We start from the raw sequence: 11,819 nt of genomic DNA on the forward strand, positions 1-11,819 counted from the left end.
ACAAGTTGTGCTAACTTCGCATCACAATATTTTGTCCGCACCGCGCGAGCGGCACCTTCGGAGGCATGAGTGATCGACCCAATTCTCAACTTCATCCGCAGCCTCTCTTCCGGGGTGCGGGAGTTCCTGCCGCTGGAGGTGGCCATCACCTTCGGCTTGGTCCTGTTCGCCGTCTCGTGGGTGAGGCCGCGCCGAATCGTCGCGCTCCCTGATTCGGGTTTCAGGCGGACGGTGCTGCTCTGGTGCGGGGTCGGTGGCTGCCTCCTCATCGTGGCCGTGGCGACGCTCACGAGCGCCCTCGCTACCGCTGGAGGAGGATCTGACGTCTCCGGTTTCGATGGATGGTGGCGTCGGCCCGCTCCACTCGTCGCCGCGATCGTGGTGGTCGCAGTGGCCGGTCTGGCTCTGCGTTCGGTCCCGCTGACCGCTCCCGGCTCGAGGGCCCTCGCGCCTCGGAGACGCTGGAACGCCTTCGCTCCCGGTCTGTGGCTCTGGGTGGTGCGATTCTCAGCCGTGCTGATCGCCGTCACGGCGCTCTGGCAGATCCTGATCGCCGTCTCGGCACCGCCAGAGGGCCCGTTCTTCGGCGACGTGGCTCGCTACACCACGCTTCCCATCTACTCGCACTTCAACGGCAGCTTCGGATACCTGGCGGGTGCCGGCTGGCCCAACCACCTGGCCACGCTTGCCACGCTTCTTGCGGCGGCGGGTGTCTTGGTCTGGGTGCTGAAAGCAGACGCGAACCGCCCCGAAGCCCTTCCCGCAGCCACGCTCAAGACCCATCGCGATGCGACCGCGCGCGTGCTGACGCTCATCGTCCTCGCGGGACTGGTCACCACGTTGGGTGCTGTCTGGATGCACGTCGGCTCCACGAGCACGATGACGGTCGGTCTCGACGAGCGCTGGGTGTCAGCGGAGGTCTCCTACCCGCAGCTCTACATCGAGGGGGGCTTCAGCGCGCTGTCGTACCCGATGAACGTGACCGGGTATCTGCTCCAGGGGGTTGGGGTCGCGCTCGCGCTCAGGCTCGCGGTGGACACCGTGCGTGCTGCCGCGGCGCGGCCGGCCGCAGCCGCAGCGGGGGCATCGGTCTCGGCGGCCGCGCGTTGACCGCGTCAAAGTCTGCCGAGGATCTCGCGGAGCTGTTTCGGGGTGCTATTCGATCTGGCGTTCTCGGTGACGGCGAGAGGCTTCCCACGGTGCGGCAGACCGCACGCGACTTCGAGGTGGCGCAGGCAACGGCGGCAAAGGCGTATCGCTCGCTGGAGCGGGAAGGGCTCGTTGTCACTCGCACTGCGGCGGGGACGCGTGTGGCTCCCGGGGCATCCCGAGCGCCTCAGACGGTGATCGAGCACATCCGTTCGCTGCTGGATGCGAGCCGTGAAGCCCGGGTGCCGCTCGATGACGTCGTTGCGATTCTCAGAACTGTCGCCGCTCAGGAGTCAGGCAGCCGCGACGGTTTGCGCGAACCTGAGTGACACCGCGGGTTCTTCGCCTCGACCCCCAGGTGAGTTCACGCGTCTCTAGACCTGCGCTGAGGCGTGGTCGTAGGCGAGGGGGAGGAGCTCGCGCGCGATCACGCTGATCAGGCCGTCAGGCCCGGGCAGGATCACCCGAATGTCGGGGTAGTGGTCGGCGAGCACCTGGCGGTCACGCCCGCAGGGGCTCATCACCCCGCGGCCGTGGTTCGCGACGGCGACGATGTGCGTCAGCTCGAGGGCACCAGCGGCGCGGGCCGAGCCGAGCGCCACCAGCTCGGCGCAGGGCCCGCCCGTGAAATGGTGCAGGTTCACGCCGACGTGCACCCGGCCGTCCGCCGCGCGCACGGCAGCCCCTACCGTGTGGATGCCGTCCTCATCCGGCCCAGCATCCGTCGTCGCATCGATCGTCGATCGGGCGGCTTCGACGAGCTCGAGCTCGCCTTCCGAGACGGGCCGGGCGGATGCGAGCTCGAAAACGGTCATGACGCGAGCCTACGAGGTGTCCTCGAGAGGGCCTCCCGGCTCGATAGCCGCGCGCCTCGCTAGGGTGCCCCTGTGACCGATGACGAATGCTCCCGCCCGCAGGAGTGGCGAGCTGCGCACGCCGCCGCCATGGTCGGCTGGGACTTCTCCGCCCTGGACGGGCGCATGACCGCCGACGAACCCCACTGGGACTTCACCGCCGAGTGCCGTGCCGCGATGGCGACTGCCACGCGCATCGCCGACCTCGGCACGGGAGGCGGCGAGCGGCTCATCGAGCTCATCGGCGACCTCGGTGCCGCCGCCGAGTCCCTGGTCATCGCGGCAACCGAGGGGTGGGAGCCGAATATCGAGATCGCGAGGCGGAACCTGGCGCCGTTCGGTGTGGGCGTGCACCGCTATGACTCCGAGGCGGGTGACTCCCTGCCGTTCGAAGATGCGTCGCTGGACCTCGTCGTGTGCCGCCACGAGTCCTTCGACGCCGGGGAAGTCGCCCGTGTGCTCGCGCCGGGCGGGCGGTTCCTGACCCAGCAGGTCGACGGACGGGAAGCGCACGAGCTCCGGGAGTGGTTCGGCGGCGACCCGCTGCACGACGACGTGACGCTGGCGAACGCGAGCAGCGAGGTGGCGGCCGCCGGGCTCCGCATCGAGCTCGCCGACGAGTGGACTGGGCGGATGGCGTTCGCGGATGCTCGTGCGCTGGTCGAGTACATGGCCCTGGTGCCGTGGGATGTCCCAGGCTTCGAGGTCGACGCCAACATCAGCTCGCTGCGTCGCCTCGACGCCTCCCGGCCGATCGTCGTCACGCAGCGGCGGTTCCGGCTGGCCGCAGTGCGCGACTGAGCTGCTCGACGCGCCGGAGCGTCCGCGCTCGCTGGCGTGGTGCGACGCGGCCCGCGAGAATGGGGCCATGATCGACGTCTTCGGGGAGACCCTGACCCATGAGACGGTCGCGCAGTTCGCCTTCTGGGGCATGGTGCTCGGCGTCGGAATCGCGCTGCGCATCGTCCGCTCGGTGCGGCCGCGCCTGCTCAACCGCACGTGCTGGGGAGTGCTGGCCGCCGCCATCCTCCTGCTCCTCGTCGCTCTGAGCATCGTGACCCTGTCAGCCTCCGTCGTCCCCTCAGTGGTGTCGAGCTTCCTGCTCATCGCGCTGGGGGCAGCCGGCGCCGGTGCCCTCGCCGCGCTCGCAGTCTTCTCCCTGCTCGAGTTCATCGCGCCCAAGCGGCGGCGCGATCTGGTTGCGGCACCCGCGGGCGCTCCCCAGCGGTGACGCCTCGCGGGGGAGCGAGGCGACCTCTCCTGCATCCACGTCCTAGGATGCTCGCGTGTACGTCAAAGTGTGTGGCCTGGATTCTGTCGAGTCGGCGGCGGTTGCCGTCGAGAGCGGAGCCGACGCGGTCGGCATCGTCATGAGCCGCACGAGCCCGCGCAGGCGTTCTGCGGAGGAGGCCGCGAAGATCTTCGGTTCCGTTGCTGCGGGTGTCGATCGGGTGCTGGTCGTGCACGACATGCCGGCCACGGATGCGGCCGAGATCGCGGCAGCAATCGGCGCGAACGTGCTGCAGCTGCACGGCTCCTACTCGGGCGATGAGGTTCGAGCGGCCGGCGCGATCTTCCCGCGGATCTGGCGAGCCACCTCGCTCGCCGACGACCCTGAGCTGCGCGTCGGGGCGTTCGGTGAGGAACTCCTGTTGCTGGATGCGCCAAAGCCGGGGTCTGGCGAGCGCTGGGACCTCTCGGAGCTCGTCCGGCGTCGCCCCGAGGGGCGCTGGCTGCTGGCAGGCGGCCTGCACCCGGGGAATGTGGCCGAGGCGATCGGCGAGGCGGGGCCCTGGGGCGTCGACGTGTCGAGCGGGGTCGAGTCGAGCCCGGGCGTCAAGGACCACGCCCGGATTCGCGCCTTCGTGGAGTCAGCGAAGCGCGCCGGCTGACCGCTCGTGGCCCGATCTGCTGTCCAACTTGCGTGATGAAAGCCACCCCTGTCGCCGCATCCAGCATGCGCTCGTGGTCAGCTCACTAGAGCTGGTCAAGGGCGCGGTGGGTCGACCTCCGCGAACTCCGCCTCCAGGTCGGCGCCCGCGGCGGTGAGGTGGTCGAGCACCGTGCGAACGGCGAAGCGCGCCTGACGGTCTGGACGCGCGATGGCGACGATGCTGCGCACGGACCGCACGCCATCGAGCGGGCGCAGCACCACCCCTGGGCGTGGGCGAGTCGTGAAGCGCGGCAGCAGCGCGAGCCCCGTGCCGGTCGCGACGAGCGCTTCCACGAGTCGGTTGTCGCGGAGCCGCTGCACTCGATCGAGGTTGGTGCTCGTGGCGTTCTCGACGGCGATCAGGATGCTGTCGAACGGGTAGCCGACGGGCACACCCACCCAGGTGGTGCCGAGCAGATCGCCAGGGACGAGGTGGTCGAGGTGCGCCAGCGGATGCTCGGACGGCAGGGCGACGTCGATCGGCTCCCGGGCGAGGACTCGCGTGTGCAGGTGCTCTGCCCCGCGCGGGACGTCTCCCGTGAGGCTGTGCCCGATGACGATGTCGGCGTCGAGGGTTCGCGCTGCGTACTCGGACTCGGCGAGGTCGAAGTCGTCGAGGTCGAGCTGGATCGCCGACCCGGCCGTGCGGCGGAGGAGGCCGGGGACAAGCGCTTCGCTGGCGCTCGGGAGCGCGCCGATCGAGACGGTGCCGCTCGGCTCGCCGAGGCTCGCCTCGAGCTTCGCCTGCACTTCGGCGAGCGCCCGGCCCACGTCGTCGGCGCCGTCGGCGAGGATCCTCCCGGCAGCGGTGAGGCGCAGCCCTCGGGAGAACGGTTCGACGAGGCTCGCGCCGAGCTCCCGCTCTGCGGTCCTCAGCTGCTGCGAGAGGGCGGAGGGGGTGCGGTGCGTGGCCTCGGCCACCGCCGCGAGCGTGCCCCGCAGCGACAGCTCGCGAAGCAGCTCGAGGTGGCGAAATTCCATGTAGGGAGCCTACAGTTACCGGTCACGGATCATCACTGGTGCTTCAGGGTGAGCGCGCCGCACACTGATCCCGTGCCTCCTCGCCATGTCGCCCTCGCCTGCCTCGTCGCAGTCCTCTGGGGCGTGAACTTCCTCGCCATCCACGCCTCGCTCGAGCAGTTCCCGCCGTTCTTCCTCATCGCCCTGCGCTTCGGGCTGCTCGCGATCCCGACGATCCTGTTCATCCCGCGCCCGAACGTGAAGCTGCGGTGGCTCGTCGGGTACGGGCTCGGCTTCGGCACCCTGCAGTTCGTCGGGCTCTACCTCGGTATGGCGGCTGGCTTCCCCACGGGGCTCGCGTCGCTCGTGCTGCAGATGTCGGCGCCGTTCACCGTGCTGCTCGGCGCGATCTTCCTCCGCGAGAAGCTCACGACGCGTCGTGTCATCGGCATCGCGGTCGCGGTCGGCGGCCTGCTGCTGGTCGGTGTCGCCCGGGGCGGCGCCGGAAGCTGGTGGCCGTTTGTGCTCGTGGTGATCGGCGCGTTCGGCTGGGCCATCGGCAACATCTCGAGCCGACTCGCCGAACCGCCGAAGCCCCTGCACCTGACGATGTGGATGGCCGTGGTGCCTCCCATCCCCATGCTCGCCGTCTCGCTGCTCGTGGAGGGGCCCGAGCAGATCTGGGCGTCGCTCGCGACGGCGTGGACCGCCGCGGCGGTTCCCGCGTGGGTTGGGCTCGTCTACACGATCGTGCTCGGCACGGTCCTCGGCTCCGGCATCTGGGTGTGGCTCATGAAGCGCCACCCGGCGGGTGTCGTCGCACCGTTCTCGATGCTCGTCCCCGTGGTCGGCATCTCGACAGCGTGGCTCGTGCTGGGGGAGCGGCCCGGCCCGCTCGAGCTCGTCGGCGGCGCGATCGTGCTCTTCGGGGTCCTCTGGGCGAGCCGCATGCCGGCCACAGCGCTCGTGCCGGCCCCGGAACCGAGCATCCCGGAGTCACCCGTCGCCGAATCGCTTCCCCTTGAGCCGCCTCGTCCCGAGTCGCCTCTCCCGGACTCACCGAAACTCGAGGCCCCCGCGCCTCGTTAGAAGCACGCGGGAGGCGCAGATTCCCGGCACTGGGAACCTGCGCCTCTCGCGTGGATGCGGCCGGACTGTCTTCGCACAGACCTGGCCCAACGACGAAGGCCCCGAGTTCTCCAGCACTTGCAAGTGCAGGGAACTCGGGGCCTTCCAATATGGGGTGAGTAACGGGGCTTGAACCCGCGGCCTCCTAGACCACAACCAGGCGCTCTACCAGCTGAGCTATACCCACCATGTCTGTCGCACGCGTGCTCTCGCTCGCCTGCGACTACGAGAGTCTATTACAGATTTTGGGCGAAGTCGTTCACCACTTCTGCTGCGACCTCTCGAAGCTCCTCGCTGGTCGGTCCGGGCTCGGGCACGAGCACTGCTTTCCGGTAGTACTTGAGCTCGCGGATCGACTCGAGAATGTCGGCCTTCGCGCGGTGGCCGCCGTCCTTGTCGGGGGAGTGGAAGTACACGCGGGGGAACCAGCGGCGCGACAGCTCCTTCAGCGTGGAGACGTCGACGTTGCGGTAGTGGAGGTGCTCGTCGACCTCCGGCATGTACTTCGCGAGGAACATGCGATCGGTGCCGATGGTGTTGCCCGCGAGCGGTGCCGTGTTGGGCACGGGGACGTGCTTCTTCAGGTACGCGAGCAGCTGCGCCGTCGCGGTCTCGAGGCTGGCGCCGTTCGGGATCTCCTCGATGAGCCCGGACGTGGTGTGCATCTGCGTCACGAACTCGCCCATGTTGGCCATGGCTGCGTCACTCGCCGAGATCACGATCTCGAAGCCCTCGTCGAGGATGTTCAGGTCGCTGTCGGTGACGAAAGCGGCGACCTCGACCAGCTCGTCGATGGACGGGTCGAGGCCTGTCATCTCGCAGTCGATCCAGACGAGACGTTCCTGAGCAATAGGCATAAGGGACATCGTAGTGATTCCCCGGGTTTCGTGGCGGCCAGTGCGCCCTTTCGTGGCCCGCTATGCTGGCTGGGATCGCGCCCCAGTAGCTCAGTGGATAGAGCAACGGCCTTCTAATCCGTCGGTCGCAGGTTCGAATCCTGCCTGGGGCACTCATTGTTGCCTGTCTCCCGGTCCCGAGGAGAGCGCGTTCGGTGCGCTCGTAGCCGGGGCCGTGGGCTTCCTCCTCAGGCACATCCCCCGAGGGGCCCGTGGCGGCGATCCTCGCCGTTTGACGCCGTGGTGTCCCCACGCACGTGATGGCGGGCCGTGCGGTTGTCGCTCGGACTCTCAGGAGAGGGAGTTGACGAGCACTCCGCCCACACCACCGGCGAGCATGGGGAGGAGTGCGGCGATACCGAGTGCCGCCGCCGTTGCCGCCGCCAGTCGGGGCTGTCCAGGCCGGAGGAAACCAATGACTCCGAGGACAGTTGCAACTATGGCGAGCACGATGACAGGCATCCGCAGCAGCGTGAAGATCTCTGCGACGTTGAAGGGCAGCTGGTAGGCAGCGTCGGGGACGAAGGGTGTGAGACCCGCAGCGATTGTTTGAGCGACCACAAGCGCTACTGCCACCACGAGGGCCGCGCGTCCGATCGGATTCCGGGCTGGCGCGCTCGAGTCCGCGCGACGGCTGGAACTTGGGCCTGGCATCGAAACCGCTTCTTCGGTCATTTCGCAAGTATGGCAGGGCGGCGTTGTCGAAGGTGTCCATTACAAGCTCATCCGCCGCTGGACGTCGATGGCGTTTCCTTGGATTCTCGACGCTGGGGAGGCCCTCGCTCGCTTATGTCTCCTTGCGCGATCAAGCCGAGTCTGACAAAAAATCTGCCGTTCGCACGATGCCTGTGGCGACCCGCAGAAGCGGTGCAAGTGTGAGAATGGGCGCGTCTCTTCCGGCCAACAGCTCCTTGGAAGGGCAGCCGACATAACCTGTCGGTCGCAGGTTCGAATACCAGGCACCCTTCTCCGCAGCTCCTCGGCCCGGCCGACCTCGATTCCGGAGGCACTCTCGTGAACGTCACCCAGCTCTCTCCCCAGCTCGTGCGCGGCGCCGCGGAACTCGAGCAGACCGACCGGGGCGTTCGGCCCCACCGGCTGCCCGAGGCCGTCCGGTCGCAGTTCCCGGATCCGCAGCTCCTCCTGGTGGAGGCTCAGCCCTCTGGTGTTCGCGTGGTCTTCGATACGGCAGCCGCGAGCGTCGCGCTCGAGCTGCACCCCACGAGATCCGCCTACGCCGGCATCGAACGTCCTCGCGGGCGCGTCGATGTCTTCGTCGACGGCACGCGGCTCGTCAGCGACGAGCTGACGGGCGGCGACGCCGTCGAGGTCGACCTGCAGACCGGGGCGACGTCGTTCCACACGGGCGCGACGCACACGACGACGATCTCGGGGCTCGCGACGGGCGAGGTGAAGCGAGTCGAGTTCTGGCTTCCGCACAACGAGTCGGTCGAGCTGGTCGAGCTGCGCTCGGACGCACCGCTTGAGCCGGTCACGTCGGCGGGCCCGTTGTGGCTGCACCACGGCAGCTCCATCAGCCACGGTTCGAATGCGTCCGCCCCGAGCGACATCTGGCCGGCCGTCGCGGCCCGCCGAGCTGGCGTCGAGCTCCTGAACCTCGGGCTCGGCGGCAGCGCGATGGTCGACCCGTTCCTGGCCCGCGTCCTGCGGGACACGCCCGCGGACTTCATCAGTGTGAAACTCGGCATCAACGTCGTGAACGTCGACGCGATGCGCATCCGGGCGTTCGTGCCCGCCGTCCACGGCTTCCTCGACACGATCCGGGACGGGCATCCAGACACCCCGATCGTGCTCATCTCGCCGGTCTTCTGCGGCATCCACGAGCACACGCCAGGCCCTGGCGCGCTCGACCCGGAATCGCTCGGGGCCGGACGCGTGAAGTTCCTGGCGACGGGCACCCCGGGGGATGAGTCGCAGGGGCGCCTCACCCTCAGCGTGATCAGGCGCGAGCTCGCCTCGCTCGCCGAACGCCGTGCTGCCGACCCGAAGCTGTACTTCATCGAGGGCACCGAGCTCTACGGCGAAGCGGATGCGGAGCTGCTGCCGCTTCCCGACGACCTGCACCCTGGTCCCGAAGCTCACCAGCTCATGGGCGAGCGCTTCGCGGCGTACGCGTTCTCGCCCGGAGGACCGTTCCGGCCGTCGTCCTGAGCGCAGCAGACGCGTCTCCGGGCCGCGCCTGGCACGATGAAGCATGCCCTCTCGACTGCGGATGATCTTGGACGCGCTCACGCTCTCCGAACGCGATGCGCCGGTCCGGTCGCTGGTCGAGGCGTTCGGCGGCGCCCCTGCCTGGGTGTCCGAGGTGCTGGTGGGGGAGCCGGCCGTGCGGTCACGGCGGCTGCGGTTTGCCTCTGGTGGGGAGCTGATCCTGCAGGACGACGCGCTCGTCGCCGTGATCCTGCACACGGTGCCCACCGCCCACTCGCCATCGGCGATCGACCTGTCCGAGTGGCTCGAGGGCGCCCACAACGCGGCGACGCTCGACGACCTCAAGAAGGTCATCGCCGGACGCCGCCGCTTCGCCGGGCTCGGCACCCCCTACTTCGAGCTCGACGACGGATACGCGCGGGCTGAATTCCGCGACCGCCGCGGCTGGAATGACCCAGGCAACCTCGTTGCGCTCGTCTTCACACTCGAGCAGCCGGGCCTCGTCGTCCGCCCTGAAGACGATCTCTGCCCCAGCTGCAGCGGCCTCGTCGTGCGCGACCGGGCCGGCGCCTGTGACCTCGAGCGCACCGTCGACGCGATCGCGGAGGCGCTCGCGGCCGGCCTCCTCCAGGAGAGCGCCAGCTGGGTGCGCCTGTCGGATCTTCGCCCCCTCCACACCTCCGGCCTCATGGAGCGGGTCGAGAGTCAGCTGACCTGCCTCGCGTGCCGCCGCATCCTGTGCGTCACGCTCGTTCGTGGCGGCACCCCGGTCGTGAGCCACCTCGCGCTCGACCAGGCGCGGCGGCACCGGCTCGGCGCGATCCCGCCGGTCGAGCAGTGGGGCGACGCGGCACGCATCGCGGAAGAACGAGACGCCATGCGCTACGTCGACCACGAGCCCGGGCGCTGGTTCCTCGTTGCGCAAGGCGAGCGGCTGTACCTCGACGCGAGGTACGTGGTGACGAACATGGTCGACGACTCCGCCCTGATCTGCCTCGACGAGGACGATCTCGAGCAGTACCGCCTCGTGGGCCGCACGTACCTCAGCGAGCTCGCGGAGCGAATCCACAACGGGTCGCCCCACCGTGAGACCTCGCCCTACTTCTCCCGTGATCTCCGGCGAGGTCCGGAGGGTGCCGCCTATCGCGAGGCGGTGAGTCGGGCCATCGTCAACCACACGTGGTTGGCCTCGCAGAGGCAGCAGGGCTAGCTCGCCGTGCCGTCGGCTGGGGTCTCAGAGCTTCGCCAGCATGGTCGGGATGAGGATCGGCGCGTTGATCAGGAAGTGGAGGAGCATCGTCGCGACGAGGTTGCGACGGATGAGGGTGAACGCGACGAGCGCCAGGGTGCCGACGAGCTGATGGAACAGCCAGCTCGGCCCGAAGAACACCACGTGGGGCGCGATGAAGATCACGAGGCTCACCGCCGCGCCGATCCACCGCGAGTGCAGGAGCGATCCGAGGCGCTCCTGCAGGTAGCCGCGGAAGGCCACCTCCTCCGTGACGGCGGCGGTGACGATGAGCAGCAGGACCCCGGCGATGCTCATGCTCGTGATCGTGGCGACACCGCTGTTCTCCTCCTGCGGGGCCACGAGGCTGGCGATCCAGGACCACGCCATGACGCCCCCGAAGGCGGAGAAGGCCCACTCGATGTCCTTGCTGGTGGGCTTCGTGATGAGCAGCGAGGCAAGCCCCCGACGCTCGCCCCAGAGCACGAGTGCGATCAGGAGGAGCGCCCCGAGCCATTTCCAGGCGTTGCTCGACGCGGGTCCCGCCATACCCAGTCGGAGGTCGATGCCTGCCAGTTCCGGAACCGGCGGGCCGTTGTAGACGACCCAGAACAGCAGGAGCCCCGCGAGGAAGATCCAGCCGTCACGCGTCCGCGGCTCGAACGTCGGCGTGCCGATGCCGCCGCGCGCGGCGTGCCTGTCGATTCGCTCCTCCGTCGTTTCGCTCATGCTCTAGAGTAAACACTCTAGAGTGAACGCTCTACATCGGTTTCGAGAAGGTGGCGGGAGGCAGCGGATGGCGGCACGCACCGGAGGAACGCGCACGGCGATCATCGAGGCCGGCTCTCAGCTCATCGCCGAGCTCGGCTACGCGGGGGCGACGACGGCACGGATCTGCGCACGCTCCGGTGTCTCGTCCGGGACCTTCTTCCATCACTTCCCGACGAAGCTGCACCTTCTGGTCGGCATCCTCGAGGCGGATGCAGCGCAGTCGCGCACCCGGTTCGCAGCGCTCGCGGAACGCGCCCCGGACGATCCGCGAGGTGCGCTGCTCGCCTGGCTCGACCTGCTGCTCGAGGAGGCGAGCGATCCGCACCTCGCCGGCTTCGTCGCCGGCCTGAGTGCAGCACCAAGCGACGAGCGCGTCGAGCAGCTGCTCGAGGAAGTCGCGTCGGGGCAGCAGGGCGCGCTCGAGGCGATCATCACGGCGGGGCAGCGCGAGCGGCTGTGGCGCTCGGATATCACCAGCGACCGGCTCGCCCTGTGGGTCGGGGTGATCGCCGACGGGGTCCTGACGCGCAGCGTCGAGGACACGACCTTCGACGCATCGGGCGCAGCTGACGAGCTGCATGACCTGATCCGCCGCTACCTGGCGCCCTAGGCACGGTTCGGTCGCAATTCGTCGCGTGGCCGAGAAGCGTCCGGTGCTCTGGAAGAATGGCGAACGTGACGAGCTTCGATGCCGCAGGTCTCCACGATTCCGCCAACACCGCGATCGA

Annotated in this window: 14 protein-coding genes, 2 tRNA genes and 1 pseudogene; 11 read left to right on the forward strand and 6 right to left on the reverse strand. The window is 69.0% G+C overall.

From position 1 onward, the window contains the following. Positions 1 to 69 precede the first annotated feature (69 nt). The 3 genes and pseudogenes from C5E06_RS19560 to C5E06_RS19570 all read left to right on the forward strand — a co-directional run bounded on the left by C5E06_RS19560 (position 70) and on the right by C5E06_RS19570 (position 1,478). Positions 70 to 1,110 carry a hypothetical protein gene (locus tag C5E06_RS19560; protein ID WP_194686859.1) on the forward strand — a complete coding sequence of 347 codons (1,041 nt, stop codon included), beginning with the start codon at positions 70 to 72 and terminating at the stop codon, positions 1,108 to 1,110. Further along, positions 1,107 to 1,301: pseudogene (locus C5E06_RS19565) on the forward strand (GntR family transcriptional regulator); the annotation flags it as partial. The gene C5E06_RS19560 and the pseudogene C5E06_RS19565, both read left to right, overlap by 4 nt. A gap of 42 nt (positions 1,302 to 1,343) precedes the next feature. Beyond that, positions 1,344 to 1,478 (forward strand): hypothetical protein, encoded by a 135-nt coding sequence (locus C5E06_RS19570; RefSeq protein WP_258067537.1) that lies wholly within the window; start codon positions 1,344 to 1,346, stop codon positions 1,476 to 1,478. Positions 1,479 to 1,523: 45 nt separating this feature from the next. On the opposite strand, the gene C5E06_RS05690 is transcribed toward C5E06_RS19570, so the two are convergent. After that, positions 1,524 to 1,964, reverse strand: coding sequence for a cytidine deaminase (locus C5E06_RS05690; protein ID WP_104306270.1), 441 nt, complete (start codon positions 1,962 to 1,964; stop codon positions 1,524 to 1,526). 72 nt (positions 1,965 to 2,036) lie between these two features. Here C5E06_RS05690 and C5E06_RS05695 point away from each other — a divergent pair, with 72 nt between their 5' ends. The 3 genes from C5E06_RS05695 to C5E06_RS05705 all read left to right on the forward strand — a co-directional run bounded on the left by C5E06_RS05695 (position 2,037) and on the right by C5E06_RS05705 (position 3,895). Then, on the forward strand, positions 2,037 to 2,804 hold the full coding sequence (locus tag C5E06_RS05695) for a class I SAM-dependent methyltransferase (RefSeq protein WP_258067524.1): 768 nt from the start codon (positions 2,037 to 2,039) through the stop codon (positions 2,802 to 2,804). 67 nt (positions 2,805 to 2,871) lie between these two features. Then, entirely contained in the window at positions 2,872 to 3,234 is a 363-nt protein-coding gene (locus C5E06_RS05700; RefSeq protein ID WP_104306272.1) for a hypothetical protein, read from the forward strand. A 55-nt stretch (positions 3,235 to 3,289) separates the two neighbouring features. Further along, the gene (locus C5E06_RS05705) at positions 3,290 to 3,895 is read left to right on the forward strand and encodes a phosphoribosylanthranilate isomerase (protein ID WP_104306273.1); all 606 of its coding nucleotides are present in this window, start codon (positions 3,290 to 3,292) and stop codon (positions 3,893 to 3,895) included. A 95-nt stretch (positions 3,896 to 3,990) separates the two neighbouring features. Here C5E06_RS05705 and C5E06_RS05710 read toward each other — a convergent pair whose 3' ends face one another. Then, entirely contained in the window at positions 3,991 to 4,917 is a 927-nt protein-coding gene (locus tag C5E06_RS05710) for a LysR family transcriptional regulator (RefSeq protein WP_104240727.1), read from the reverse strand. Positions 4,918 to 4,989: 72 nt separating this feature from the next. On the opposite strand from C5E06_RS05710, the gene C5E06_RS05715 reads away from it, so the two are divergent. Beyond that, positions 4,990 to 5,985, forward strand: coding sequence for an EamA family transporter (locus tag C5E06_RS05715; protein WP_104240728.1), 996 nt, complete (start codon positions 4,990 to 4,992; stop codon positions 5,983 to 5,985). A 150-nt stretch (positions 5,986 to 6,135) separates the two neighbouring features. Here C5E06_RS05715 and C5E06_RS05720 read toward each other — a convergent pair. Then, positions 6,136 to 6,211 (reverse strand) — tRNA-His (locus C5E06_RS05720). A 49-nt stretch (positions 6,212 to 6,260) separates the two neighbouring features. Further along, entirely contained in the window at positions 6,261 to 6,881 is a 621-nt protein-coding gene (gene orn, locus C5E06_RS05725; protein ID WP_104306274.1) for an oligoribonuclease, read from the reverse strand. 79 nt (positions 6,882 to 6,960) lie between these two features. Between orn and C5E06_RS05730 the strand changes: the two genes are divergently transcribed. Continuing rightward, positions 6,961 to 7,033: transfer RNA gene (locus C5E06_RS05730), tRNA-Arg, on the forward strand. Positions 7,034 to 7,211: 178 nt separating this feature from the next. Here the strand turns inward: C5E06_RS05730 and C5E06_RS05735 are convergent. Then, the gene (locus C5E06_RS05735) at positions 7,212 to 7,481 is read right to left on the reverse strand and encodes a hypothetical protein (protein WP_104306275.1); all 270 of its coding nucleotides are present in this window, start codon (positions 7,479 to 7,481) and stop codon (positions 7,212 to 7,214) included. Positions 7,482 to 7,934: 453 nt separating this feature from the next. Here C5E06_RS05735 and C5E06_RS05740 point away from each other — a divergent pair, with 453 nt between their 5' ends. Together C5E06_RS05740 and C5E06_RS05745 are read left to right on the forward strand one after the other, a co-directional pair. Beyond that, on the forward strand, positions 7,935 to 9,092 hold the full coding sequence (locus tag C5E06_RS05740) for a GDSL-type esterase/lipase family protein (RefSeq protein ID WP_104306276.1): 1,158 nt from the start codon (positions 7,935 to 7,937) through the stop codon (positions 9,090 to 9,092). 43 nt (positions 9,093 to 9,135) lie between these two features. Beyond that, positions 9,136 to 10,302, forward strand: a complete 1,167-nt coding sequence (locus tag C5E06_RS05745) for a hypothetical protein (protein ID WP_146081318.1) — start codon at positions 9,136 to 9,138, stop codon at positions 10,300 to 10,302. A 24-nt stretch (positions 10,303 to 10,326) separates the two neighbouring features. Here the strand turns inward: C5E06_RS05745 and C5E06_RS05750 are convergent, their stop codons facing one another. Next, the gene (locus C5E06_RS05750; RefSeq protein ID WP_104306278.1) at positions 10,327 to 11,049 is read right to left on the reverse strand and encodes a CPBP family intramembrane glutamic endopeptidase; all 723 of its coding nucleotides are present in this window, start codon (positions 11,047 to 11,049) and stop codon (positions 10,327 to 10,329) included. Between the two features lie 67 nt (positions 11,050 to 11,116). Between C5E06_RS05750 and C5E06_RS05755 the strand changes: the two genes are divergently transcribed. Continuing rightward, on the forward strand, positions 11,117 to 11,701 hold the full coding sequence (locus C5E06_RS05755) for a TetR/AcrR family transcriptional regulator (RefSeq protein WP_104306279.1): 585 nt from the start codon (positions 11,117 to 11,119) through the stop codon (positions 11,699 to 11,701). Positions 11,702 to 11,819: the final 118 nt, after the last annotated feature.

Origin of the sequence: Pseudoclavibacter sp. RFBI5, assembly GCF_002931395.1 — a bacterium.
Classification (GTDB): Bacteria; Actinomycetota; Actinomycetes; order Actinomycetales; family Microbacteriaceae; genus Pseudoclavibacter.